Origin of the sequence: Streptomyces sp. NPDC059787 (assembly GCF_042732315.1) — a bacterium.
GTDB lineage: Bacteria > Actinomycetota > Actinomycetes > Streptomycetales > Streptomycetaceae > Streptomyces > Streptomyces atrovirens.
The window spans coordinates 126,218-148,671 of sequence record NZ_JBHWHX010000005.1 but is presented as its reverse complement, the minus strand read 5'-3'; the positions used below and the strand labels follow the sequence as shown (position 1 = coordinate 148,671).

The 22,454-nt window shown below is 70.5% G+C and carries 17 protein-coding genes; 7 read left to right on the top strand and 10 right to left on the bottom strand.

The genetic code is table 11. The features are described 5' to 3' along the window. Positions 1 to 106: 106 nt before the first annotated feature. From ACFV5H_RS06875 to metH, 4 genes are all read right to left on the bottom strand, one after another. On the bottom strand, positions 107 to 1,690 hold the full coding sequence (locus ACFV5H_RS06875) for an ABC transporter substrate-binding protein (protein WP_385193226.1): 1,584 nt from the start codon (positions 1,688 to 1,690) through the stop codon (positions 107 to 109). Positions 1,691 to 1,753: 63 nt separating this feature from the next. Then, positions 1,754 to 3,361, bottom strand: a complete 1,608-nt coding sequence (locus ACFV5H_RS06870) for an ABC transporter substrate-binding protein (RefSeq protein ID WP_385055894.1) — start codon at positions 3,359 to 3,361, stop codon at positions 1,754 to 1,756. Positions 3,362 to 3,806: 445 nt separating this feature from the next. Beyond that, on the bottom strand, positions 3,807 to 4,508 hold the full coding sequence (locus ACFV5H_RS06865) for an HAD family hydrolase (protein ID WP_385055891.1): 702 nt from the start codon (positions 4,506 to 4,508) through the stop codon (positions 3,807 to 3,809). Positions 4,509 to 4,625: 117 nt separating this feature from the next. Then, positions 4,626 to 8,138 (bottom strand): methionine synthase, encoded by a 3,513-nt coding sequence (metH, locus tag ACFV5H_RS06860; RefSeq protein ID WP_385055888.1) that lies wholly within the window; start codon positions 8,136 to 8,138, stop codon positions 4,626 to 4,628. Positions 8,139 to 8,437: 299 nt separating this feature from the next. On the opposite strand from metH, the gene ACFV5H_RS06855 reads away from it, so the two are divergent. The 6 genes from ACFV5H_RS06855 to ACFV5H_RS06830 all read left to right on the top strand — a co-directional run bounded on the left by ACFV5H_RS06855 (position 8,438) and on the right by ACFV5H_RS06830 (position 15,532). Further along, positions 8,438 to 9,202, top strand: a complete 765-nt coding sequence (locus tag ACFV5H_RS06855) for an IclR family transcriptional regulator (RefSeq protein WP_385055886.1) — start codon at positions 8,438 to 8,440, stop codon at positions 9,200 to 9,202. A gap of 333 nt (positions 9,203 to 9,535) precedes the next feature. Then, the gene (locus ACFV5H_RS06850) at positions 9,536 to 10,330 is read left to right on the top strand and encodes an MIP/aquaporin family protein (protein ID WP_385193224.1); all 795 of its coding nucleotides are present in this window, start codon (positions 9,536 to 9,538) and stop codon (positions 10,328 to 10,330) included. Between the two features lie 64 nt (positions 10,331 to 10,394). After that, positions 10,395 to 11,933: a glycerol kinase GlpK gene (glpK, locus tag ACFV5H_RS06845; protein WP_385055882.1), complete on the top strand. Its 1,539-nt coding sequence runs from the start codon at positions 10,395 to 10,397 to the stop codon at positions 11,931 to 11,933. Positions 11,934 to 11,941: 8 nt separating this feature from the next. Next, positions 11,942 to 13,558, top strand: coding sequence for an FAD-dependent oxidoreductase (locus tag ACFV5H_RS06840; RefSeq protein WP_385055879.1), 1,617 nt, complete (start codon positions 11,942 to 11,944; stop codon positions 13,556 to 13,558). 135 nt (positions 13,559 to 13,693) lie between these two features. Further along, positions 13,694 to 14,365, top strand: coding sequence for a FadR/GntR family transcriptional regulator (locus ACFV5H_RS06835; RefSeq protein ID WP_385055876.1), 672 nt, complete (start codon positions 13,694 to 13,696; stop codon positions 14,363 to 14,365). Between the two features lie 126 nt (positions 14,366 to 14,491). Next, the gene (locus ACFV5H_RS06830) at positions 14,492 to 15,532 is read left to right on the top strand and encodes a PAC2 family protein (RefSeq protein ID WP_385193222.1); all 1,041 of its coding nucleotides are present in this window, start codon (positions 14,492 to 14,494) and stop codon (positions 15,530 to 15,532) included. 51 nt (positions 15,533 to 15,583) lie between these two features. Here ACFV5H_RS06830 and mshC read toward each other — a convergent pair whose 3' ends face one another. From mshC to ACFV5H_RS06810, 4 genes are all read right to left on the bottom strand, one after another. Beyond that, entirely contained in the window at positions 15,584 to 16,813 is a 1,230-nt protein-coding gene (mshC, locus tag ACFV5H_RS06825) for a cysteine--1-D-myo-inosityl 2-amino-2-deoxy-alpha-D-glucopyranoside ligase (RefSeq protein WP_385055871.1), read from the bottom strand. A gap of 302 nt (positions 16,814 to 17,115) precedes the next feature. Continuing rightward, a complete protein-coding gene (locus ACFV5H_RS06820) occupies positions 17,116 to 17,949 on the bottom strand; it encodes an SCO1664 family protein (protein WP_385055868.1) in 834 nt (277 codons plus the stop codon). Continuing rightward, complete coding sequence (locus tag ACFV5H_RS06815) at positions 17,913 to 18,503, bottom strand: DUF3090 domain-containing protein (RefSeq protein ID WP_073933622.1); 591 nt, start codon at positions 18,501 to 18,503, stop codon at positions 17,913 to 17,915. Before ACFV5H_RS06815 ends, ACFV5H_RS06820 begins: the two co-directional genes overlap by 37 nt. Before the next feature lie 89 nt (positions 18,504 to 18,592). Continuing rightward, a complete protein-coding gene (locus ACFV5H_RS06810; RefSeq protein ID WP_385193219.1) occupies positions 18,593 to 19,279 on the bottom strand; it encodes a histidine phosphatase family protein in 687 nt (228 codons plus the stop codon). A gap of 62 nt (positions 19,280 to 19,341) precedes the next feature. On the opposite strand from ACFV5H_RS06810, the gene corA reads away from it, so the two are divergent. Next, positions 19,342 to 20,337: a magnesium/cobalt transporter CorA gene (corA, locus tag ACFV5H_RS06805; RefSeq protein WP_385055862.1), complete on the top strand. Its 996-nt coding sequence runs from the start codon at positions 19,342 to 19,344 to the stop codon at positions 20,335 to 20,337. A gap of 27 nt (positions 20,338 to 20,364) precedes the next feature. Here corA and ACFV5H_RS06800 read toward each other — a convergent pair whose 3' ends face one another. Together ACFV5H_RS06800 and ACFV5H_RS06795 are read right to left on the bottom strand one after the other, a co-directional pair. After that, complete coding sequence (locus ACFV5H_RS06800) at positions 20,365 to 21,153, bottom strand: ferritin-like domain-containing protein (protein WP_385055859.1); 789 nt, start codon at positions 21,151 to 21,153, stop codon at positions 20,365 to 20,367. Positions 21,154 to 21,378: 225 nt separating this feature from the next. Next, positions 21,379 to 22,434, bottom strand: a complete 1,056-nt coding sequence (locus ACFV5H_RS06795) for an LLM class F420-dependent oxidoreductase (protein WP_385193216.1) — start codon at positions 22,432 to 22,434, stop codon at positions 21,379 to 21,381. Between the last annotated feature and the right edge of the window lie 20 nt (positions 22,435 to 22,454).

Here is a 22,454-nt window from a genome sequence, read left to right as displayed (position 1 = left end):
CCAAACCTTTCGCCTTTTTGGTTGGGGGGGTTGTTTTTTTTTTAAACGCCACCGCCGGCCCCCCCCCCCGCGGGGGGGGCCCCCCTTCGTCGTACCGGTTACGGCGTCAGCCCTTGTTCAGTTCCCAGAACCGGAACACGGTCGAGGCGTCGAGGCAGTACTCCAGGCCGTACACGCCGTCCTGGACGACCGCGTACTGCTTGGCCTGCCAGACGGGGAGGACGGGGATGTCCTCGGCGACGATGTCCTGGATCCGGCCGAACTCCTCGTCGGTGGCGGAGCGGTCGCTCTGGGCGGCCGTGCGCGGGAGGAGCGAGTCGGTGATCGCGCCGGCGTCGTAGTTGTTGTCCAGCACGTTGCCCTCGCCGAAGAAGGGCCCGGTGAAGTTGTCGGCGTCCGGGTAGTCGGGCACCCAGCCCTTGACGTAGACGCCGTACTTGCCGGCCGCGATGTCCTTCTCGTACTGGGCGAAGGGGACCGACTCGACGTCGGCGTCGAACAGTCCGCTCGCGTTGAGCTGTCCGGCGATCGTCTTCAGTTCCTGGTCGGTGGCCGGGCCGTAGCGGGACGGGGTGGACCACAGGGTCAGCTTCACCTTGCCGGTGATGCCCTCCTCCTCCAGCGCGGCGGCGGCCTTGGCCTTGGAGGGGCGGGCGCCGTAGGTGTCGAAGAAGGCGGTGTTGTGGCCGCCGATGCCGGCCGGGACGATCGAGTACAGCGGGCTGGCCGTGCCCTGGTGGACGTCCCGGACGAGGGCGTCACGGTCGATCAGATGGGCGATGGCCCGGCGCACGCCGGGTTTCCCGGCGACCGGGTCGTCCATGTTGAAGACCAGGTGCTGGACCTCGGCGCTGCTGCCCTCCACGATCTCGACGCCGCCGGCGCCGTCGTCGGCCCGGTCGATGTCGTTGATGGCCTCGGCGGTGAGGCCGCGGTAGGCGATGTCGACCTCGGCGTCCTGTACGGCCTTCTTCAGGGCGTTCTGGTCGCCGTGGAAGAACTCCAGGGTCACGCCGGAGTTCTTGGTCTCGGCGGTGCCCTTGTAGTGCTCGTTGACGGAGAAGACGGCGCGGTCGTTGGCGAACGAGTCCAGCCGGTACGGGCCGGAGCCGACCGCCTCCCCGTCCTCGCGCAGCCCGTCGGCGTCGTACTCGCGGTGGTCGACGATGGAGCCGGCACCGGACGCGATCTTGCTGGGGAAGGTGGCGTCGGGTGTGTTGAGTTCGAAGACGACCGTCTTCCGGTCGGGGGTGCTGACCTTCTCCAGCGTGGGGAACATGATCGCGGGCCCGTCGGGGTCGTTGATCTTCAGCATGCGGTCGAAGGAGAACTTCACGTCCTTCGAGGTGAGCGGGTCACCGTTGCTGAACTTCAGTCCGTCCCGCAGTGTGCAGCGGTAGACCTCGGTGCCGGCGTCCGCGAAGCCGCAGCTCTCGGCGGCGTCCGGCTGCGGCTCGGTGGCTCCCTTGGGGAAGCCGAGCAGCGACTGGAAGACGTTGTTGAACAACAGCCAGGAGCCGGGGTCGTAGCCGGAGGCGGGGTCGGTGGACAGGACGTCGTCGGACATCCCCACCACGACGTCGGAGCCGTCGGCCCCCGCGTCGCCGCTCTCGGTGCCACAGCCGGTCAACAGGCCGGAGGCCAGCCCCGCCACGATGGGCAGGACTGGCCACGGGTTACGCAAATTCACGTGCTATGCCTTGTCGTTCTTGCTGCCCGGATCGTGTCACCGGTCCGGGTTCGTGCGGTTCTGTCACTCGGTGACGCCGCGCGCGAGCTCCCACAGCTGGAGAGTCGAGGAGGAGTTGAGCGCGTAGGCGGTGCCGGTGACGCCGTCGCGGGCGGCGACGTACTGCTTACCCTGCCACAGCGGAATCACCGGGACGTCCTCGGCGACGATGTTCTGGATCTCCGCGAGGCTGTCGGAGGCGGACAGCCGGTCGGCCTGGCGGCGCGACTCCGGGATCAGCTCCTTGATGATCTTGGTGTTGGCGTAGGGCGAGCTGAGGAAGTTGTCCTCGCCGAGGAAGGGAGCGGTGAAGGCGTCGGCGTCCGGGTAGTCGGGGAACCAGCCCATGCCGTAGACGTCGTACTTCTCGTTCTGGGCGGCGGTCTTGAACTTGTTCCAGGTCTCGCTCTTGATGTCGGTCTCGAACAGACCGCTGTCGTTGAGCTGCTTGCTCAGCTGCTCGAACTCCGTCTTGGCGGCGGGGCCGTAGTGGTCGTGCGTGTAGTGCAGCGTCAGCTTCACCGGGGTGCTGACGCCGGCGTCCTCCAGCAGCTCACGGGCCTTGGCCACGTTCGAGTCGCCGTACGTGTTGAAGAACGCGTTGGTGTGACCGGTGACGCCGGCGGGGACCAGCGAGAACAGCGGCTCGGCCTGGGAGCCGTAGACGTTGCCGACCAGCTCGCTGCGGTTGATGACCTGGGCCATCGCCTGGCGGACGGCCCTGTCCTTCACGGTGGGGGCCTCGGTGTTGAACGCCAGGTACCGGATCTCCAGACCGGGCGACTCGACCAGCTCGATCTCGTCGTCGGTGGCGTTGCCGAGCTCCTGGATCTGCTCCGGCGACATGGTACGGGTCGCCATGTCGATGTCACCCTTCTCCAGCGCCTCGCCCATGGCTTCGGAACTGTCGTAGGAGACCATCTCGACCTTGTCGTTGTTCACCTCCAGCGCGCCCTTGTAAGAAGGGTTCTTGGTGAAGGTGGCACTGACCATCGTGCCGTCCTCGACCTTGCCCTCGAGGGTGTACGGACCGGAGCCGTCGACCTCGAAGCCCTCGCGCAGCTTGCCCTTGTCGTAGTCGTCCGGGTTGACGATGCCCGCGACCGGGGTGGACAGCTTGTACGGGAAGGTGGCGTCGGCGCTGTTGAGGTGGAAGATCACCTCGCGGTCGCCCTGGGTCTCGACGGTGTCGATGGTGGACAGCAGCGCGAACACACCACTGTCGCCCTTGATGGCGAGGGCGCGCTCGATGGAGAACTTCACGTCCTCCGCGGTGATCGCGTCGCCGTTCGAGAACTTCAGACCGTCGCGCAGGGTGCAGCTGTAGCGCTCGTTGCCGGCGTCGGTGAATCCGCACGACTCGGCGGCCTCGGGCACCGGTTCGCCGTCGCCGCGGGGCTGGACCATCAGGGTCTGCACGGTCTGCCGCAGGATGTTCCAGGTACCGACGTCGTAGGCCCAGGCCGGGTCGAGGGGCGCGGGGCCGTCCTCCTTGGATGCGGTGAACCGGTCCGTGGTGCCCACGACGATCGCGCCGCCGTCTCCGCTCCCGCCCTCGCTGTCGCCGCAGGCGGCGAGCACCGGCGCGAGCAGGCCCATCGCGGCCGCCAGCACCAAAGTCTTGCGGTTCATGCTCGAGTTTCTCCAGGACTGTCGACTCCGTGTATCCGGCATGCGGGGGTTGTCGCAGCGGAACACGGGGATGGGGGCGAGGTTCTCGCGATGACATTAGTCCGCGCCCGCAGGAGGGTTCGCAGCCGCCGGAGTTGAGGGCACATCACGCAGTGAGACCGGGTGTGAACGCACCGGTAAAGGCGACCGGGGAATGATTGGTGCAGCTTCTCATGAATCAGGACACAAAGGCGTACCGGTGCCCCCCGGAATGGTGCGGAAGGCACAGGAGGACATCGTTGTCGACCCCCTTCCATGTGGTGAACCTCACATGTGAAAGCGGGCTCGGCGGAGCCGGAATTCGGCCACCGGCAAGCGGGTCGAATTCTTTCGGTCGCGTGCGTCCGGGCCCGAGAAGCCGAGTGGCGGGAATTCCGGCGGTAACACCGCTGCGCTGGGTGAACGCCTAGCGCATTTCCGTCATCAGACCATGCAGGAATGTCAGGTCCACGACTTCCAGGGAGGGCACGACCGTCCGCCGGACGGCCGGGGTGATCGGGCCCACCGAGGGCACCGCGACGACCTGGCAGCCCGCCGCCTCGGCGGCGGTCACACCGGTCACCGTGTCCTCGACGACGGCGCACCGTACGGGGTCCGCACCGAGCCCGGCGGCGGCCGCGAGATACGGGTCCGGGTGCGGCTTGGTGCGCGGTACCTCGTCGCCGGCGACCGACAGGGCGAAGTGCTGGGGGCCCAGCGTCTTCAGCACCCGGTCGATGATGCGCCGGTGGGAGGCGGAGACGAGCGCCGTGGGGATCTCGTACTCGGACAGCTCGGCGAGCAGCCGCGCGGCACCCGGCATCAGCGGCAGGGCGTGGTCGATACGCTCCTCGAAGCCGTCGTTGAGCAGCACCGTCAGCTCGGGCAGGCCGATGTCGGCGCCGGTGGCCTCGATGAGGAACCCCGCGCTGCGGGTCATGGGGCCGCCGACCACGACATGGCGCCAGGAGTCGTCGAGGGTGTGGCCGAGGGAGGCGAAGACCTCGACCTCGACGTCCCACCAGAAGCCCTCGGTGTCCACCAGGGTGCCGTCCATGTCGAGGAGGACGGCCTGCAGGGCCGACCCCTCGGCCGTCTGGGTTCCGAGCGCGGGGACCGTACTGGTCATCCGCGTACCTCCTTCACAGGGACGACCAGGCCGGTTCCCACGAGGGGAACCGGCCTGCGGTGGACCGACCAGTGTACGTCGTGCGCGCCCGGAACGCCTGGTGTGGCTCCCGGCGCCTCAGCGGGCGTTGAAGTACTTGGCCTCCGGGTGGTGGATGACGATGGCGTCCGTGGACTGCTCGGGGTGCAGCTGGAACTCCTCGGAGAGCCGCACGCCGATGCGCTCGGGTTCGAGCAGATCGGCGATCTTGGCGCGGTCCTCCAGGTCGGGGCAGGCGCCGTAGCCGAGGGAGAAGCGGGCGCCCCGGTACTTCAGGGCGAACATGTCCTCCATCGCGGCCGGGTCCTCGCCCGCGAAGCCGAGTTCGGAGCGCACGCGCGCGTGCCAGTACTCGGCGAGGGCCTCCGCGAGCTGTACGGAGAGCCCGTGCAGCTCCAGGTAGTCCCGGTAGGCGTTGGCCTCGAACATCCGGGCGGTCTCCTCGCCGATCCTCGAACCGACCGTGACCACCTGGAGGCCGACCACGTCGGTCTCGCCGGACTCCTCCGGGCGGAAGAAGTCCGCCAGGCACAGCCGGCGGCCGCGGCGCTGGCGCGGGAAGGTGAAGCGGGTGCGCTCGTTGCCCTGCTCGTCCAGGATGATCAGGTCGTCGTCCTTGGAGACGCACGGGAAGTAGCCGTAGACCACGGCCGCCTCCAGCAGGTTCTCCGTCTGGAGCCGGTCGAGCAGTCCGCGCAGCCTGGGCCGGCCCTCGGTCTCGGCCAGCTCCTCGTAGGTCGGCCCGTCGCCGGTGCGGGCCTGCTTCAGGCCCCACTGGCCCTTGAACAGGGCGCCCTCGTCGAGCCAGCTCGCGTACTCCTTGAGCTGGATGCCCTTGACGACGCGGGTGCCCCTGAAGGGCGGGGTGGGGACCGGGTTGTCGGTGGCGACGTCGGAGCGGACGTGCCCCTCCTCGGGCCGCTCCTCGATCTCCACGGTGGCCGCGCGGACCCGGCGCTGCTTCAGTTCGGGCAGCTGCGCGCCGGGCACTCCGCGCTTGATGCCGATGAGGGCGTCCATCAGGCGCAGGCCCTCGAAGGCGTCGCGGGCGTAGCGGACCTCGCCCTGGTAGATCTCGTGCAGGTCCTGCTCGACGTAGGCGCGGGTGAGGGCGGCGCCGCCGAGGATCACCGGGTAGTCGGTGGCCAGGCCGCGCTGGTTGAGCTCCTCCAGGTTCTCCTTCATGATCACCGTGGACTTCACCAGCAGCCCGGACATGCCGATGACGTCGGCCTTGTGCTCGTCGGCGGCTTCCAGGATCGCGGAGACCGGCTGCTTGATGCCGAGGTTGACGACGTTGTAGCCGTTGTTCGACAGGATGATGTCGACCAGGTTCTTGCCGATGTCGTGCACGTCGCCGCGCACGGTGGCCAGCACGATGGTGCCCTTGCCGGCCTCGTCGGTCTTCTCCATGTGCGGCTCGAGGTGCGCGACGGCGTTCTTCATCACTTCGGCGGACTGGAGCACGAACGGCAGCTGCATCTGGCCGGAGCCGAACAGCTCGCCGACCACCTTCATGCCGTCCAGGAGGGTGTCGTTGACGATGTCGAGCGCGGGCCGCTCCTGGAGGGCCTCGTCCAGGTCGGCCTCCAGGCCGTTGCGCTCGCCGTCGATGATGCGGCGCTTGAGGCGCTCCTCCAGGGGCAGCGCGGCCAGTTCCTCGGCCTTGCCGGCCTTGAGGGACTTGGCGGTGGCGCCCTCGAAGAGCGCCATCAGCTTCTGCAGCGGGTCGTAGCCCTCGGCGCGGCGGTCGTAGATGAGGTCGAGGGCCGTGGTGACCTCTTCCTCGCTGAAGCGGGCGATGGGCAGGATCTTCGACGCGTGGACGATCGCCGAGTCCAGGCCGGCCTTGACGCACTCGTCGAGGAAGACCGAGTTCAGCAGGATGCGGGCGGCCGGGTTGAGGCCGAAGGAGATGTTCGACAGGCCCAGCGTGGTCTGCACCTTGGGGTGGCGCTTCTTCAGCTCGCGGATGCCCTCGATGGTGGCCAGGCCGTCCTTGCGGGACTCCTCCTGGCCGGTGCAGATGGTGAAGGTCAGACAGTCGACGAGGATGTCCTCCTCGCGGATGCCCCAGTTGCCGGTCAGGTCGTCGATCAGCCGCTCGGCGATCTCGACCTTCTTCTCGGCGGTGCGGGCCTGGCCCACCTCGTCGATGGTGAGCGCGATCAGCGCGGCGCCGTGCTCCTGGGCCAGCCGGGTGACGCGGGCGAACCGGGACTCGGGTCCCGCCCCGTCCTCGTAGTTCACCGAGTTGATGACCGCGCGGCCGCCGAGCTTCTCCAGCCCGGCCCGGATGACGTCGACCTCGGTGGAGTCCAGAACGATCGGCAGGGTGGAGGCGGTGGCGAACCGTCCGGCCAGTTCCTCCATGTCGGCGACGCCGTCACGGCCCACGTAGTCCACGCACAGGTCCAGCATGTGCGCGCCCTCGCGGATCTGCTCGCGGGCCATCTCCACGCAGTTGTCCCAGCGGCCCTCGAGCATCGCCTCGCGGAACTTCTTCGACCCGTTGGCGTTCGTCCGCTCACCGATCGCCAGGTAGGAGGTGTCCTGGCGGAAGGGGACGGTCTGGTAGAGGGAGGCCGCGCCGGGCTCCGGGCGCGGGTCGCGCTCCGTCGGAGCGAGGTCGCGCACGCGCTCCACGAGCTGCCGCAGGTGCTCGGGCGTGGTGCCGCAGCAGCCGCCCACCAGGGACAGGCCGTAGTCGCGTACGAAGTTCTCCTGGGCGTCCGCCAGCTCTTCCGGGGACAGCGGGTAGCGGGCGCCGTCCTTGGTGAGTTCCGGCAGGCCGGCGTTGGGCATGCAGGACAGCCGGCTGCGGGAGTGGCGGGCCAGGTGGCGCAGGTGCTCGCTCATCTCGGCCGGACCGGTGGCGCAGTTCAGGCCGATCATGTCGATGCCCAGCGGTTCCAGCGCGGTGAGCGCGGCGCCGATCTCGGAGCCGAGCAGCATGGTGCCGGTGGTCTCGACCGTGACCGACACGATCAGCGGGACCTCGAACCCGGCGATCCCCATCGCGCGGCGGGCGGCGATCACGGAGGCCTTGGTCTGCAGCAGGTCCTGGGTCGTCTCCACCAGCAGCGCGTCCGCGCCGCCCGCGAGCAGGCCCTCGGCGTTCTGCTGGTAGGCGTCCCGGATGGCGGTGAAGGTGGTGTGACCGAGGGTGGGCAGCTTGGTGCCGGGTCCCATCGAGCCCAGCACCCAGCGGGTGCGGCCGTCCCGCGCGGCGTACTCGTCGGCCGCCTCGCGGGCGATGCGGGCACCCGCCTCGGACAGCTCGGTGACGCGCTCGGGGATGTCGTACTCGCCCAGGGCGGTGAGGTTGGCGCCGAAGGTGTTCGTCTCGACGCAGTCGACTCCGGCGGCGAAGTACTCGGAGTGGACCGAGCGGACGATGTCCGGGCGCGTCAGGTTCAGGATCTCGTTGCAGCCCTCGAGGTTCTGGAAGTCCTCGAGCGTGGGGTCCTGGGCCTGGAGCATGGTGCCCATGGCTCCGTCGGCGACCACCACCCGGGTGGCGAGCGCCTCGCGGAGGGCGGACACACGGGTCCGGCTGTCGGCGGAAGGGGTCTGCGGCAACGAGGCCATGAAAGGGGCTCCCTCTGGGTGCGACGGCTGTCGGCTTTGCGGCTGCCCGGGATCCCCTCACGGAGTGTCCCCGGCTGGGCGCACCTCGCCAGGGTATCCGGGACCGCTCCCTGATGTCCGGGGCGTCCACGGGGCGGACGATGATGGCCGACAACCGGCGCCCGGAGTACGAGTGGCGGAACCGATCACGTCCGACCATTGGCGGGAGGTCGGCATCGACCGGTAGTGTTCGACAATGCCGAACAGCGGCAGCGGCGCGTCGCGGGTAGACGGCCGAAGGGGACGGAGGCAGTACGGCGATGGCACGGAACATCCAGTCGCTCGAACGGGCGGCGGCGATGCTGCGCCTGCTGGCGGGCGGCGAGCGGCGGCTCGGCCTGTCGGACATCGCCTCGTCGCTGGGCCTCGCCAAGGGCACCGCCCACGGCATCCTGCGCACCCTCCAGCAGGAGGGGTTCGTCGAGCAGGACGACGCCTCCGGGCGCTACCAGCTGGGCGCCGAGCTGCTGCGTCTGGGCACCACCTATCTGGACGTGCACGAGCTGCGGGCGCGCGCCCTGGTGTGGACGGACGACCTGGCCCGCTCGAGCGGCGAGAGCGTCTATCTCGGGGTGCTGCACCAGCAGGGCGTGCTGATCGTGCACCACGTCTTCCGGCCGGACGACAGCCGGCAGGTCCTGGAGATAGGGGCCATGCAGCCGCTGCACTCCACGGCCCTGGGGAAGGTGCTGTCGGCCTACGACCCGGTGGCCCACAGCGAGGCCCTGGAGGCCGACCGCAAGGCATTCACCGACCGCACGGTGTGCGATCCGGACGACTTCGAGCACCTCCTCGACCTCACCCGCGCGCGTGGCTACGCGGCGGACGTGGAGGAGACCTGGGAGGGCGTCGCCGCCGTCGCCGCCCCCATCCACGACCGGCGGCGCATGCCGGTGGGCGCGGTGGGCATCACGGGGGCGGTGGAGCGGCTGCGCCGGGACGGCGAGCTGCGGCCCGAGCTGATCGCGGCGGTACGGGACTGTGCCCGCGCGGTGTCGCGGGACCTGGGCGCCGGGCGGTTCTGAGCGGAACACGGAGACGACCGGGGCGCCGTACGGCGTCCCGGTCCTCGGCATGTCCCGGAAGGGGCATACCGGGTGCGAGTCCACACAACCGCCTCGAAGATCGATAAGCCGGGGCGATCAATAACGATCGCGCTTTCGATAACCAAACTCTTGACGCCCGCGAGGCGCCGGGAAAGACTCCCGTCCATCGGTCGGCATTGTCGAACACCTACCGGCAATACGAGTTAGAGTGTGACAACGCCAAGGGCCGGCATCGCTCTCACCCCTGAGGGCGCCAATCCCCGGTGGGACCCGGGGGTCGGCTTCCCTGGACGAAGGACAAAGGAGTCGCGGGTGTCCAGCTCCGACATCTTCATCGGCGAGACCATCGGTACCGCCATACTCATCCTGCTCGGTGGCGGCGTCTGTGCCGCCGTGACGCTGAAGGCCTCCAAGGCCCGTAACGCCGGCTGGCTCGCCATCGCCTTCGGGTGGGGCTTCGCCGTCATGACGGCGGTCTACATCGCCGGACCGCTCTCCGGCGCCCACCTCAACCCGGCCGTCACCGTGGCGCTCGCCCTCAAGGACGGCGAGTGGAGCAACGTTCCGGTCTACTTCGCCGGAGAGTTCCTCGGCGCGATGATCGGCGCGACTCTGGTCTGGGTGGCCTACTACGGCCAGTTCCTGGCCCACCTCACCGACAAGGAGATCGTCGGCGGTCCGGGGGCGCAGGCCACCGCCGCCAAGGCGGTCGAGGCGCAGGAGAAGGGCGCGGGCCCGGTGCTCGGCGTCTTCTCCACCGGCCCGGAGATCCGGCACACGGTGCAGAACCTCGCCACGGAGATCGTCGGCACCTTCGTGCTGCTGCTCGCCATCCTCACCCAGGGCCTGAACGACGCGGGCAACGGCCTGGGTGTGCTGGGCGGTCTGATCACGGCGCTCGTCGTCGTCTCGATCGGTCTGTCGCTGGGCGGTCCGACCGGTTACGCCATCAACCCGGCCCGTGACCTCGGCCCGCGCGTCGTGCACGCCCTGCTGCCGCTGCCGAACAAGGGTGGTTCCGACTGGTCCTACGCCTGGATCCCGGTGGTCGGCCCGCTGATCGGCGGTGCCCTCGCGGCCGGCCTCTACAACGTCGCCTTCGCGTAGGCCCGGCATCTTGTCACAGCGCCGTACGTACCGCCCCGTAACCAAGGAACTCCAGGAGCACACAGTGACCGACGCCCACACCGCCGGCCCGTTCATCGCCGCCATCGACCAGGGCACCACCTCCTCCCGCTGCATCGTCTTCGACCGCGACGGGCGCATCGTCTCCGTCGACCAGAAGGAGCACGAGCAGATCTTCCCCAAGCCCGGCTGGGTCGAGCACGACGCCACCGAGATCTGGACCAACGTCCAGGAGGTCGTCGCCGGGGCCGTCGAGAAGGCCGGCATCACCCGCGACGACATCAAGGCCATCGGCATCACCAACCAGCGCGAGACCACCGTGCTGTGGGACAGGAACACCGGTGAGCCGGTCCACAACGCCATCGTCTGGCAGGACACCCGCACCGACGCCCTCTGCCGCGAGCTCGGCCGCAACGTCGGCCAGGACCGCTTCCGCCGCGAGACCGGCCTGCCCCTGGCCTCCTACTTCGCCGGCCCCAAGGCCCGCTGGCTGCTCGACAACGTCGACGGCCTCAAGGAGCGCGCCGAGGCGGGCGACATCCTCTTCGGCACCATGGACACCTGGGTCATCTGGAACCTGACCGGCGGCGTCGACGGCGGCCACCACGTCACCGACGTCACCAACGCGTCCCGCACGCTGCTGATGAACCTGCACACCATGCGGTGGGACGAGAAGATCGCCGAGTCCATCGGCGTCCCGCTGGCGATGCTGCCCGAGATCCGCTCCTCCGCCGAGGTCTACGGCGAGATCACCGGCGGCAGGCTGGGCGAGCTGCTCGGCGGCATCCCGGTCGCCTCCGCGCTGGGCGACCAGCAGGCGGCCCTGTTCGGCCAGACCTGTTTCGCCGAGGGCGAGACCAAGTCGACGTACGGCACCGGCACCTTCATGGTGATGAACACCGGCGACAAGATCATCAACTCCTACAGCGGCCTGCTGACCACGGTCGGCTACCAGATCGGCGACCAGAAGCCGGTCTACGCCCTGGAGGGCTCGATCGCCGTCACCGGCTCGCTGGTGCAGTGGATGCGCGACCAGATGGGCCTGATCTCCACCGCCGCCGAGATCGAGACCCTCGCCCTGACCGTCGAGGACAACGGCGGCGCCTACTTCGTGCCGGCCTTCTCCGGCCTGTTCGCCCCGTACTGGCGCTCCGACGCCCGCGGTGTGATCGCCGGCCTGACCCGGTACGTCACCAAGGCGCACCTCGCGCGCGCCGTGCTGGAGGCCACCGCCTGGCAGACGCGGGAGATCGCGGACGCCATGACGAAGGACTCCGGCGTGGAGCTGACCGCCCTCAAGGTCGACGGCGGCATGACCTCCAACAACCTGCTGATGCAGACGCTCTCGGACTTCCTGGACGCCCCCGTGGTGCGTCCGATGGTCGCCGAGACCACCTGCCTCGGCGCCGCCTACGCCGCCGGCCTCGCCGTCGGCTTCTGGAACAGCACCGACGACCTGCGCGCCAACTGGCGGCGGGCCGCCGAGTGGACCCCCCGCATGGACGCGGAGACCCGCGACCGTGAGTACAAGAGCTGGCTCAAGGCCGTAGAGCGGACCATGGGCTGGCTCGAGGACGAGGAGTAAGAACCGCCATGACCACCCAGTCCACCCTGCAGTCCGTGCCTGCCCTGGGGACGCACCCGGCGTCCGGCTCGAACCCGAGCCGTGCCGAGACCCGGGAGCAGCTCTCCAAGGCGTCGTACGACCTCCTCGTGATCGGCGGCGGCATCCTGGGCATCTCCACCGCCTGGCACGCCGCGCAGTCCGGCCTCAGGGTGGCCCTGGTGGACGCCGGTGACTTCGCCGGCGCCACCTCCTCCGCCTCCTCCAAGCTGCTCCACGGCGGTCTGCGCTACCTGCAGACCGGCGCGGTGAAGCTGGTGGCGGAGAACCACTTCGAGCGCCGTGCGGTCTCCCGCCAGGTGGCCCCCCACCTGGCGAACCCGCTCACGTTCTACCTCCCCGTGTACAAGGGCGGGCCGCACGGCGCGGCGAAGCTCGGCGCCGGTGTCTTCGCGTACTCGGCGCTGTCCGCCTTCGGCGACGGCGTCGGGCACCTGCTCTCGCCGGCCAAGGCCGCGCAGGACGTGCCGGAGCTGCGCACCGACAACCTCAAGGCCGTGGCCGTGTACGGCGACGACCAGATGAACGACGCGCGCATGGCGCTGATGACGGTCCGCGCGGCGGCCGAGTCCGGCGCGGTCGTCCTCAACCACGCCGAGGTGACGGGCCTGCGCTTCACCCGGGGCCGGGTCACCGGCGCCGAGCTGCGCGACCGGCTCTCGGGCGACGAGTTCGGCGTGAACGCCCGGCTCGTGCTGAACGCGACCGGCCCGTGGGTCGACCACCTGCGCCGTATGGAGGACCCGGACGCCGCGCCGTCCATCCGGCTGTCGAAGGGCGCGCACCTGGTCCTGAAGCGGACCTCCCCGTGGAAGGCCGCGCTGGCCACGCCGATCGACAAGTACCGGATCACCTTCGCCCTCCCCTGGGAGGACATGCTGCTGCTCGGCACCACCGACGAGGAGTTCGAGGGCGACCCGGCGGACGTCGCGGTCACCGAGAAGGACACCGCGCAGATACTCGACGAGGCCGCGTTCTCCATCCGCGACCAGCAGCTCGACCGGGACCTGATCACGTACGCCTTCGCCGGCCTGCGGGTGCTGCCGGGCGGCCCCGGGGACACGGCCAAGGCCAAGCGGGAGACCGTCGTCACCGAGGGCCGGGGCGGGATGCTGTCCGTCGCGGGCGGCAAGTGGACCACCTTCCGCCACATCGGCCGTACGGTGATGCAGAAGCTCCAGGCGCTGCCCGGCCACCCGCTGGGCGACGACTTCGAGCCGGTCGCCTCGCTGCCGAAGAAGCTGCCGCTGCCGGGCGTGGCCAACCCCCGCGCGGTGGCCCACCGGCTGCTGGTCGACGGCCCGGCGCCCGGCCCGCGCATGGCGGCGGACACCGCCAGGCACCTGGCCACCCACTACGGTTCGCTGGCCTTCGACATCGCCCGCCTGGCCAACGAGGACCCGGCGCTCGCCCGGCGCGTCCACCCGGACGCCCCGGAGATCCGGGCGCAGGTCGTCTGGGCCCGGGACCACGAGTGGGCGGAGACCGCGGACGACGTGCTGCGCCGCCGTACGACGCTGACGATCCGGGGCCTGGCCACGGACGAGGTCCGCGCCGATGTGCAGGAGATCCTCGACAAGAAGTGACCTGCGCTCCCCCGGCTCCCCCGCACGGGAGCCGGCATACGGGATCGGGGGCGGCTCCGCGCCGACGGAGCCGCCCCCGATCCCGTACATAATGGGCTGGATACATCGGATGTCTGGTCCGCAGGGAGGCGCGGTATGGCAGTGACCGACGAGGCGATCGAGAAGATCAAGGGAATGATCGTCTCGGGCGCGCTGCGTCCCGGCGCCCGGCTGCCCAAGGAGAGCGAGCTGGCGGCCGAGCTGGGGCTGTCCCGCAACTCGCTGCGCGAGGCGGTGCGCGCCCTGTCGCTGATCCGCATCCTGGACGTGCGGCAGGGCGACGGCACCTACGTCACCAGTCTCGACCCGCAGCTCCTGCTGGAGGCGCTGAGTTTCGTCGTCGACTTCCACCGCGACGACACGGTCCTGGAGTTCCTCGCCGTACGCCGCATCCTGGAGCCGGCCGCGACGGCCCTCGCGGCCACCCGGATCGGCGAGGAGCAACTGGACGCGCTGTCGGAGCAGTTGGACAGGCTCGGCGACGAGCCGTCGGTGGAGGACCTGGTCGCCGCCGACCTGGAGTTCCACCGGGGCATCGTGCGCGGCTCCGGCAACTCCGTGCTGTGCTCCCTGCTCGACGGTCTGTCCGGTCCCACCACCCGGGCCCGGATCTGGCGCGGGCTCACCCAGAAGGACTCGGTCGGCCGCACCCTGCACGAGCACCGGGCCATCCTCGCCGCCCTGCGGGACCGGGACGCGGAGGCGGCGCGGTCCTGGGCGACGGTGCACATCGCCAGCGTGGAGCAGTGGCTGCGGTCCACGCTGTGAGGGGTGTTTCCCGGCGCCCCGCGGGGCAGTGATGGGGTCACTCCCCTTGTGAGGGGGCTGCGGGCGCCCCGTGGGCACGCCGTAAGGTTGGGGCGTACGCGAGGGCACGTCGGAAGGAGGCGCTGGGTGATCGAGCTCGAGGGGGTTCCCGAGCTGATCGACCCGGTCATGGTGGCCGCGTTCGAGGGCTGGAACGATGCCGGTGACGCCGCCTCCACCGCGGTCGCGCATCTGGACCGGGAGTGGAAGGGCGAGGTGTTCGCGGCGCTGGACGCCGAGGACTACTACGACTTCCAGGTGAACCGCCCCACGGTGTTCATGGACGGCGGGGTCCGCAAGATCACTTGGCCGACGACGCGGCTGTCGGTGGTCCGGGTCGGCGGCGACAAGCCGCGCGACCTGGTGCTGGTCCGCGGCATCGAACCGTCCATGCGGTGGCGTTCGTTCTGCAACGAGATCCTCGGCTTCGCGCACGAACTCGGTGTGGAGCTGGTGGTCGTGCTGGGCGCGCTGCTCGGTGACACCCCGCACACCCGGCCGGTCCCGGTCAGCGGGACCACGTCCGACCCGGACCTGGCCCGCCGCATGGACCTGGAGGAGACCAAGTACGAGGGTCCCACGGGCATCGTCGGCATCCTCCAGGAGGCGTGCACGCACGCGGGCGTGCCCGCGGTGTCGTTGTGGGCGGCGGTCCCGCACTACGTGTCGCAGCCGCCCAACCCGAAGGCCACGCTGGCCCTCCTGAACCGCCTGGAGGACCTGATCGACGTGCGGATCCCGCTGGGTGAGCTGCCCGAGGACGCGCGTGCCTGGCAGGTGGGTGTGGACCAACTGGCCGCGGAGGACAGCGAGGTGGCCGAGTACGTCCAGACGCTGGAGGAGGCCCGGGACACCGCCGAGCTGCCGGAGGCGTCGGGCGAGGCGATCGCCCGCGAGTTCGAGCGCTATCTGCGGCGCCGTGACGGGGCGTCGGGTCCGCCCGGCGGGCATGCCACGGCCGACGGCTCGGACGGTACGTCGTACCGGCGGGAGGGTCCGGGCGGGCGCAACCGTCCGCCGCGGCCGCCGAAGCCGGAGACGGACCCCGAGCCGGGATCGGGCCTGGATCCGGACTCGGACTCGGACTCGGATTCAGGCCCGGGTGGCGACGAGTCGTCGGAGGACTGAGCGAAGGGGCGCCCCGTTGTGAACGGGGCGCCCCTTCGTCGTCGCATCCGGTTACAGCGCCACGCCGAGCAGCGCGTCCACCGCGCGGGAGACGACGCCGGGCGCGCCGGTGTCCGTACCGCCGCTCTCCTCCTGGAGGACGGTCCAGCGGTCGACGGCGGCCAGCGCGGCCGGGGCGTCCAGATCGTTGGCGAGCGCCTCGCGGATCTCCTCGACCAGCGCCTCGGCGGGCGGTCCGTCGGGGCGGGAGACCGCGGCACGCCAGTGACCGAGGCGGGTCACGGCGTCCTGGAGGACCTGGTCGGTCCACTCCCAGTCGGCGCGGTAGTGGTGGGCGAGCAGCGCCAGCCGGATCGCCGCCGGGTCCACGCCGTCGCGCCGCAACTGGGACACGAAGACCAGGTTGCCCTTGGACTTGGACATCTTCTCGCCGTGCAGGGCGACCATGCCGGCGTGGACGTACGCCTTGGCCATGGGGAACTCGCCCGTGAGCGCCTGGGCGTGCGAGGCGCCCATCTCGTGGTGCGGGAAGACCAGGTCGGAACCGCCGCCCTGGACGTCGAAGCCCATGCCGAGGTGGTCGAGGGCGATGGCGACGCACTCGATGTGCCAGCCGGGGCGGCCCCGGCCGAGGGAGCCGCCGTCCCAGCTCGGCTCGCCCTCGCGGGCGGCCATCCAGAGCATCGGGTCGACGGGGTTCTTCTTGCCCGGACGGTCCGGGTCGCCGCCGCGTTCGGCGGACAGCAGCCGCATGGCGGCGGCGTCGAGGTTCGAGACCTGGCCGAAGTGCGGGTCGGACTCGACGGAGAAGTAGACGTCGCCGTCGATCTCGTAGGTCGCGCCGAGGTCACGCAGCCGCTCGACGAGGGGGACGATGCCGGGTATCGCCTCCACGGCGCCTATGTACTGGCGCGGGGGCAGCATCCGCAGGGCTGTCATGTCCTCACGGAACAGCGCGGTCTCGCGCTCGGCGAGCTCGGCCCAGTCGAGGCCGTCCCGGTCGGCCCGCTCCAGCAGCGGGTCGTCGACGTCGGTGACGTTCTGGACGTAGTGAACCTGCCGCTTGGTGTCGAGCCACACGCGCTGCACGAGGTCGAACGCGTTGTAGGTCGCCGCGTGTCCGATGTGGGTGGCGTCGTAGGGGGTGATGCCGCAGACGTAGATACGGGCGACGGGACCGGGGTCGGAGGCGATCAGGCCCCCGGTCGCGGTGTCGTGGATCCTCAGGTCGCGGCCCTGACCGGGCAGGGCGGGGACCTCGGAAGCGGGCCAGGCATGCATGTCATGAGCCTAACCGGACCGCGGTTCGGAAAACGAACGGGAGCAGGCCGGATGACCGGGAAGGCACTCTTGCGCCGTGGCGTCCGACGTGCTGCAGGTCCCGTTTCGGACGCACCGCCGTCCCGTTCCGGAGGGGCCGCCGTCTCGTTCGGACCGGGCTGCCGTCCCGCTCCGGACGGATCGCCGTCCCGCTCCGGACTCACCGTCGTCCCACTCCGGAGAGGCCGCCCTCTCGCTCCGGACGGACCGCCGTCCCGCTCCGGACTCACCGTCGTCCCGCTCCAAAGAGGCCGCCGTCTCGTTCAGACCGGGGGCCAGGGGATGGCCGGCCAGTCGCCGCCCGGTTGTGGGTGGGTGCCGGTGGTGAGGAGGGTCTCGACGCGCGCGCGGGTGGCGTCGATCTCCGCGCGGGTGAGGAGGGGGGTCAGGGCGGTGGTGAGGGCGCCGGTGGCGGTGAGGGCCGTTCTGAGGCCCTTGAGGACGTCCAGCGCCTCCGCGGTCAGGGGCTCCCCCGCCCAGCCCCACAGCAGGGTGCGGAGCTTGTCCTCGGCGTTGAAGGTGACCCCGTGGTCGATGCCGTACAGCAGGCCCTCGGCGGTGGGCAGCAGGTGTCCGCCCTTGCGGTCGGCGTTGTTGACCACCGCGTCGAGCACGGCGAGCCGGCGCAGCCGCTCGTCGTCGGCGTGCACGAGCAGCGCGGTGCGGCCCTCGCCGACCTCGGCGAAGCCGATCGCCTTCCAGCCCGGCTCCGGTTCCTCGCCGTCGACCAGGGCGAGGAGTTCCGCGCCGGGCGCCGTCTCGATCCACAGCTGGCACATGCCCTCGCCGTAGGGGCCGTCGCGGAGCACGGTGGGCGGGACGAGGCCCCAGCCGGTCGCCTCGGAGACCGCGTACGCGGCGACCTCGCGCCCGGCGAGCGTGCCGTCGGGGAAGTCCCACAGGGGCCGCTCACCGGCGACCGGCTTGTAGACGCAGGCCGCCTCGCGTCCCTCGTGGGTGACGGTGCAGTACAGCGCCGCGTTCGACGCCTCACGGATGCGTCCGCGCACGGTCAGCTCGCCCTCGGCGAGCAGCACGGCGACGGCCGGGTCGGCGGCCGTCACGCTCCGCGGCGGTATCCGTTCTGGCGCGGACATACGTGTCCTTCCGGGTCGAGCGGGAGGCTGCACAGCGGGCACGGCGGCCGCCCGGCGTTGACGACGTCGAGGGCGCGCTTGGCGAAGGCCCGGGCCTGCGCGCCGGTGAGCCGGACGCGGAGCATCGGGGGCCCGTTCTCCTCGTCCTGGAGCAGCCGTTCCTCGGCCTCGGCGAGGTCCTCCTCGGAGTCGGCGTCCAGTTCGACGAGCGCCTGCGCCTCGACGATCATGCGCTGCTCCTCGCCGTCCCAGGCGAGCGCCATGGTGCCGACGCGGAACTCCTCCTCCACGGGGGTGTCCAGCGGGGCGCTGTCGGTGGTCTCGGCCGGCGTCATCGCGGGCACCGCGGCGCTGCCGCCGCTCCGGCGCACGACCTCGTCGAGCAGTTCGTCCATCCGCTCGGCGAGCGCCGCGACCTGGGTCTTCTCCAGGGCCACGCTGGTCACCCGGGAGCCGGCGGAGGCCTGGAGGAAGAACGTACGGCGCCCTGGCAGTCCGACCGTGCCGGCCACGAAACGTTCCGGTTGGTCGTAGAGGAACACCTGACGGGACACGTCCTGTCTCCATTGAGAGTTGTGGGTACGGGCGGCTGTGTGAACAGGGACGCACTACGGCGACCGCTTCACCCTACTGCGCCCGTCGATCACGGTGCGCCCGCGCCGCCCCCGACCGTGGCGTCACCGGCCGGCGGCTCCTCGCGCGGCGCCAGGGACGCGAAGTCGCCGGTGTCGCCGAGGCGGACGAGAAAGGGACGCAGCCGTGTGTAACGGATCGCGGTGATGGAACACGGTTCAACGGCAATCCGCTGGAAGAGGTCGAGATGAAGTCCGAGTGCGTCCGCGACGAGAGACTTGATGACGTCGCCGTGCGAGCACATGAGGTACACGGCGTCGGCGCCGTGATCGCGCTCCACGCGCGCGTTCCACTCGCGCACCGCCTCGGCGGCGCGTGTCTGCATCGCGCGCATGGACTCCCCGCCGGGGAACGCCGCCGTCGACGGGTGCGCCTGCACCACCTCCATCAGGGGCTCGTCCTTGAGCTCGACGAGTTTGCGGCCCGACCAGTCGCCGTAGTGGCACTCGCCGATGCGGTCGTCGGTGTGCGGGGTGAGACCGGGGCGTTCTTCCAGCAGCGGCCGGACCGTCTCCCGGCAGCGCTGGAGCGGGCTGGTGACGATCTCGGCCAGCGGCAGCCCGGCGAGCCGTCCGGGCAGCGCGGCGGCCTGGGCGGCGCCGCGGTCGTCGAGGGCGACACCGGGCGTCCACCCGGCGAGCAGTCCCTCGGTGTTGGCGGTGGAACGTCCGTGCCGGACCAGGAGCAACGTGGGCATGCGGCCCAGGGTAGGCGTACGCGCGGGTGTGGTGTCCGTCGAGAGAAAGGAGAGTGTGCTTCGTGATCGTCGACTGTGCCATCTACCGGGAGGGGCATCGGTCGGAGGGGCCCCATGACTTCTCCGACGCGCTGGACGAGGCGCGGTCGGCCGGGGGGTTCGTCTGGATCGGGCTGCACGAGCCGACAGCGGACGAGTTCGACCTGGTCACGCAGGAGTTCGACCTGCATCCGCTGGCCGTCGAGGACGCCCTCAAAGCCCATCAGCGGCCCAAGCTGGAGGTGTACGACGACTCGCTCTTCGTGGTGCTGAAACCGGTCGTGTACGAGCCGCGGAGCGACACGGTCTCCTCCGGCGAGCTCATGATCTTCCTCGGTGATTCCTTCGCGGTGACCGTACGGCACGGCGAGGGCGCGCCGCTCAAAGCCGTACGGCAGCGGCTGGAGCGGGAGCCCGAGCTGCTGGGCGAGGGACCCACGTCGGTGCTGTACGCGATCGCCGACGCCGTCGTCGACCACTATCTGGACGTGGCGACCGAGCTGCAGACCGACCTGGAGGAGCTGGAGGCGGAGGTCTTCACCCCCGACGGCGGGGGATCGCGGCACACCGCGTCCAGGATCTACAACTTCAAGCGGCAGATCCTGGAGTTCCGCCGCGCGACCGGGCCGCTGGCGCTGCCGATGACGCGGCTGGCGGGGGTGGGCTCGTACGGGGTGGGGGTGCCGTTCGTGGAGGACAGGGCGCGGCCCTTCTTCCGTGACGTGCACGACCACCTCACCCGGGTGAACGAGTCCGTGGAGGGGCTGGACCGGCTGGTCTCGGACATCCTCTCGGCGCACCTGGCGCAGATGAGCGTGCGGCAGAACGACGACATGCGGAAGATCTCCGCGTGGGCGGCCATGGCCGCGATCCCCACGATGCTCGCGGGGATCTACGGGATGAACTTCGAGCACATGCCGGAGCTGCGGTGGGAGTGGTCGTATCCGGTGGTGATCGTGGTGATGGTGGCGCTCGAGGTGCTGTTGTTCCGGTTGTTCAAGCGGCGGGGGTGGATGTGAGGGGCTGTGCCCGTGTCCGGTGTCCGGTCACGCGAACTTCGGTTCCGGGGCGGCGGGGCCGCCGAGCGCGTTGCGGCGGTCGGGCATCCTGAGGGAGACCATGCGGCGCCAGCCGCCCAGGCGTTCGTACGCGTACACCGCGTGGATGCCTGCCGCGAGGACCGCCGCCTTGGGCCCGGGCCAGCCCAGGATGCGGCCCATGTGGGCCATCACCGCCAGGCTGACGTCCCGGTAGACGCGGATCTCCGCGAGCGCGCACGCGCGCAGGGTGCGCTGGATCGCGCGGCCGTGTCCGGCGTACGCGAAGCGCAGCAGCTCCTCGTGGCAGTAGGCGAGGTGGTTGTCCTCGTCGTCGGAGATCATCCTGACGGCGCGGCCGAGGTCGGGGTGGTCGGCGAAGTGCCTGCGGAGCAGGTCCATCTGCTCGGAGGCGCGTTGTTCGGTGACCCTGCTGTGGGCGAGGTAGGTGACGATGTCCCGCACGGTGAGCGGTTCGTCGCGCTTCAGCCGGCCGTGGGCCAGGCCGATGCCCTTGTTCTCGAGGAGCATCGTGTAGTCGGTCTCCGGGGGGACCGGGACGGGTTTCAGGCCGCGCTTCCTCATCAGGGCGTCGAAGATGCGGCCGTGCTTGTCCTCGTCGGCGCCGTGCCTGGTGATCTTGGGGGCGAGTTCGCGCTGGGCCTCGGGGACCAGCGCGGCGATCCGGGCGTTCTCCCAGCCGCCCTGGGACTCGCCGCTCGCGGCGATGGAGCAGAACAGGGCGAAGGACTCGTCGTTGTCGAGGATCTCCTGGAACAGACTCTTGGCCGAAAGCATGGTGGGCCACCTCTCCGCGGGCTTTCGCGGTTCCGAAGTTCCGAAGTTCCGCAAAAAAAGAGTCAAGTGCGCGGAGCCGGGGGCGGCAACAGGAGTGTCGGGCAACTCCGCCAGAAGGAGTACGGGACAGGGGCGCGGGAGCGTAACCGGGCGGGCCGGCGGGCGTTGGTGTGGGTGACGGCCGTGGCGGGGTGGACCCCCGAGCCCCCACCACGGCCGTGAGGACTACGCGAGGCCCGCGCGCTCCAGGGCCTCGGTGCCGGCCCGGAGCGATGCCAGGCGCTCGTCGAGCGTGAAGCCGGCCGGGGCGAGGGTGAGGGTGGTGACTCCGGCGGCGGCGTAGGCCTTCATCCGGTCGGCGATGCGGTCGACGGAACCGAGGAGGGTCGTCCGGTCGATCAGGTCGTGGGGGACCGCCGCGGCTGCGCCCTGCTTGTCGCCGGACAGGTACTTGTCCTGGATCTCGGCGGCCTCCTGCTCGTATCCCATGCGCCGGGCGAGCTGGTTGTAGAAGTTCTGCTTGCGGCTGCCCATGCCGCCGACGTACAACGCGGTGTAGGGGCGGAAGGTGTCGGCGAGGGTGGTGACGTCCTTGTCGTCGCCCACGGCGAGGGGGAGGGTGGGGCAGATGTCGAAGCCGTCGAGGGTCTTGCCCGCCTTCTCGCGGCCCGCGCGGAGGTGCTTGACGGCGGTCTCCTCGAGGTGGTCGGCGGAGGGGAAGATCAGCAGGGCGCCGTCGGCGATCTCGCCGGTCTGTTCGAGGTTCTTCGGGCCGATGGCGGCGATGTAGAGGGGGATGTGCTCGCGCTGGGGGTGCACGGTGAGCTTGATGGGCTTGCCGGGGCCGCCGGGGAGGGGGAGGGTCCAGTGTTCGCCGTCGTGGGTGAGGCGTTCGCGGGTCATGGCCTTGCGGATGATCTCGACGTACTCGCGGGTGCGGGCGAGGGGCTTGTCGAACTTGACGCCGTACCAGCCCTCGGAGACCTGAGGGCCGGAGACGCCGAGGCCGAGGCGGAAGCGGCCCTGGGAGAGGGAGTCCAGGGTGGCGGCCGTCATCGCGGTCATCGCGGGCTGGCGGGCGGGGATCTGGAAGATGGCCGAGCCGACGTCGATGCGGTGGGTCTGGGCGGCGACCCAGGTGAGTACGGTGGCGGCGTCGGAGCCGTAGGCCTCCGCGGCCCAGCAGACGGCGTATCCGAGGCGGTCCGCCTCCTGGGCCACGGCGAGGTTGTCCGCGTCCATTCCGGCACCCCAGTAGCCGAGGTTGATCCCTAGCTGCATGACCGTCTCCCCTTACCGAT